General features: G+C 33.5%; 4 protein-coding genes and 1 pseudogene. 1 reads left to right on the top strand and 4 read right to left on the bottom strand.

Annotation, left to right across the window (positions count from 1 at the left end; translation table 11 throughout):
- The 4 genes from ACIQ32_RS11630 to ACIQ32_RS11615 all read right to left on the bottom strand — a co-directional run.
- Positions 1–207: hypothetical protein (locus tag ACIQ32_RS11630; RefSeq protein ID WP_396195849.1), on the bottom strand; the 207-nt coding region annotated here is incomplete at its 3' end.
- A 114-nt stretch (positions 208–321) separates the two neighbouring features.
- Complete coding sequence (locus tag ACIQ32_RS11625) at positions 322–1560, bottom strand: GTP-binding protein (RefSeq protein WP_396195848.1); 1239 nt, start codon at positions 1558–1560, stop codon at positions 322–324.
- A 90-nt stretch (positions 1561–1650) separates the two neighbouring features.
- Positions 1651–2385 carry a hypothetical protein gene (locus ACIQ32_RS11620; protein ID WP_396195847.1) on the bottom strand — a complete coding sequence of 245 codons (735 nt, stop codon included), beginning with the start codon at positions 2383–2385 and terminating at the stop codon, positions 1651–1653.
- Positions 2386–2433: 48 nt separating this feature from the next.
- Entirely contained in the window at positions 2434–2793 is a 360-nt protein-coding gene (locus ACIQ32_RS11615; RefSeq protein WP_396195846.1) for a MerC family mercury resistance protein, read from the bottom strand.
- A 79-nt stretch (positions 2794–2872) separates the two neighbouring features.
- Here ACIQ32_RS11615 and ACIQ32_RS11610 point away from each other — a divergent pair.
- Positions 2873–3060 (top strand): annotated as a pseudogene (locus ACIQ32_RS11610) (Fur family transcriptional regulator); the annotation flags it as partial.

Raw genomic sequence — 3060 nt, 5'->3', positions numbered from 1 at the left:
ACTGGTTGGATTTTGTTTTAAGAAAGTAGTGGTAATCACTTCAACAGGAACAGGGTTTTCCAGTCGTTTGACGGCTTTTAGGGTGCCGGAGATGACTACTTCATCCAATTGTAATTCCTCTTTTTCTGTTTTAGGCAAAGAGTCCGTTTTTGTTTGAGCAAAAGCATATTGAGTAAAACAGAAGAGTAAGAATATGATTTTTTTCATTTATAAATAAAAAATTTAGACAAAACTAAAAATTAATTTTGATTAACACAAATAAAATCGGCTTGCTATTTCAACAAGCCGATTAATCACTAATTTAACCAAAAACCAAGTGATTTAGTCGTGAAAAACTGCACGACTATTACTATTCTCGTAAAACTGTTTTGGGACAGGAAAAGGGTCTTTATCGCTGAAGAAGCCGTCTTGTAAGTCCATAAGTTCATCAGCAGTGCAAATGGTACTTTCGAGTTGCTTTCTAATTTCAGGTTCATTCATCTTAATTCCAATAAAGACTAACTCGTTTAATCTATCGCCAAAATCTAACGACCAACGTTCTTCAATAATTTCTTGATTGTCTACAAAATTTTGAAACTTTATACGTTCAGAAAACGGCATGCTTGCCCACCAAACTCCAGCACCTTCTGATTTTATTGAGCCGCCAGCTTGAGACCAGTTTAGTGCTTGATCGGGTCTGGAAGCAATCCAAAACAATCCTTTACTTCTGATTATAGTGGTTGGAAAATTGGAAATAAATTCCCAAAAACGATACGGATTAAATGGACGATGATCTCTAAAAACAAACGACGTTATACCATATTCCTCGGTTTCAGGAGTATGAATTCCTTCTAGTTCTTGTATCCAACCAGCTGAAACTTCAGCTTCTTCATAATTAAATAAACCTGTATTTATAATTTCCTTAGGTTGAATTTTTCCCATTTCTGAATGGATGATTTTGGCAACAGGATTTAATTTTTTTATTGATGCTTCAAGTAATTCTAATTCAGTTTTGGTAACTAAATCGGTCTTGTTTAAAATAATGACATTGGCAAATTCTATCTGGTCAACCAAAAGGTTTACAATAGTTCTTTCGTCATTTTCTATGTCTGATGCATTTATTTCTTTCAACGTTTCGGCACTACCAAAATCTTTGAAAAAGTTAAAAGCGTCAACAACAGTAACCATGGTGTCGATATAGCTAAAACGCGACAAATCGATATTTTCTTCTTCGTTTACAAAAGTGAACGTTTGAGCAACGGGAATAGGTTCAGATATTCCAGTACTTTCGATAAGTAAATAATCAAAGCGATTTTCTTTAGCCAATTTTTCAACCTCAAGCATTAAATCTTCACGCAGTGTGCAACAAATACAGCCGTTGCTCATTTCTACTAATTTCTCTTCGGTTCTAGACAAAGTGTTTTCGGCTTTCACTAAATTGGCATCAATATTTACTTCGCTCATGTCGTTGACAATGACGGCAACTTTTAATCCTTCTTTGTTATGAAGAATATGATTGAGTAAAGTGGTTTTTCCGGCACCAAGAAAACCTGATAAGACGGTTACGGGAAGTTTTTTCATGGATAGATATTTATTGTTTTTTATCGGTCATCTTTAATTCACATATCTTCATTATGGTTTGCATGCATTCTTGTTTTGCTCATTTCATAGTTATGATTGAGCATATTCTGCTTCAAATAGTTTAGGATTATTTTCAAAATTTATTTCTTCATTAACTTGGTACCAAATCGAAGCTGCTTCATTTTTTTCGTTGTAAGCAGGCGTAAAAACATCTACTAATTGCGTAAATTCATTAGGCATTAACGAATGAATATTCCCTACTGTAGAAGTTAAAATGCTAATATTTCCTGGCATCAGAATTTCTTTTTTTGTCTCTTCAAGTACACACGATTTTAAAGTAAAGGTTTGTCCATTGTATGATTGCGTTTTAGTTTTTTCGAGTTCTTTGTGAAGGGTATAATTTTTCACCAAAGCATTTCCGGTAACCATATTGATGACACCGCACATATCAGGATGGTTATGGTGTGAGATGTATTCTCCTTTTTCAAATTGCAATAAAGACACTTGAAAATTAAATTCTTTGTGAAGCAAAGAATGTTCAAACCAGTTTTTATTTTTATCTACATATCCTGTAAACTCTTTTTTTACGTTTTCATATTCTGGAAAATTACACTGTAGCAAAAGTGCTTGTACAGCTTTGATGTATTCATTTTGGTTCCAAGTAGGCTCATATTGTTTACTGGCTAATTTGGTTACTTGTGATAGAAATGCATCCCAATTCAGTCCGGGATTTATTTTTCTTCCTTGAAATAAATTAGATTGTTGGGCAAATGTACTTATCGAGTTGATTTGTAAGGCTATACCGGCAAATGCTAGTGCGCTCATCTTTATAAATTCTCTTCTTTCGTTATTGCTGTCCATAATCTGCAGAAATTAATGACTTAGAGGTTGTTTGTGATATTTGTAATTAATACTGTGACCTATAATCAAACCAATCCCACCTATTAGCATGCCTTCAAAATGAGTGTGCAAAACTATTTCAATCATCACACTTGTCAGAACAATCAAAATAGAGGCACCTAAAATTATTTTGACCGCTTTTGTTGATTGGCTCATAAGTATTTTAGAAGTGGTAAATAGTGCAATCGAACAAAATAGAATGTCGATCCAAATACTTTTAAAAACACTCATGGGAACTATGGCGAAAAGTGGAACAATCAAACAATGTATTAAACATAATGTTGCACCCGAAAGGCCTAATACATCGTATGGTTTTGTGATTTTATACTTCATTTTTATACCTTTGTTATTGCAATTGTGTTGCAAATATATAAATATTTTAATTAACGCAACATTGTTGCAATAATATTTTATGAAACAGTCCAGAAATACTACAGCAAAAGCAACCATCTTGAATACATTGGAAAATGCTAATGCCGCATTATCACATGCTGAATTGCTAACGTTAGTCCAGGGTGTTTGTGATAGAGTTACTATTTACAGGGTTCTTGACCGATTGGTTAAGGAAGATAAGATTCATAAAGTAATCACTAATGATGG

Origin of the sequence: Flavobacterium sp., from assembly GCF_044373165.1 — a bacterium.
Taxonomy (GTDB): Bacteria; Bacteroidota; Bacteroidia; order Flavobacteriales; family Flavobacteriaceae; genus Flavobacterium.
The sequence above is the reverse complement of the archived record's forward strand: the minus strand, read 5'-3'. Positions and strand labels throughout refer to the sequence as shown.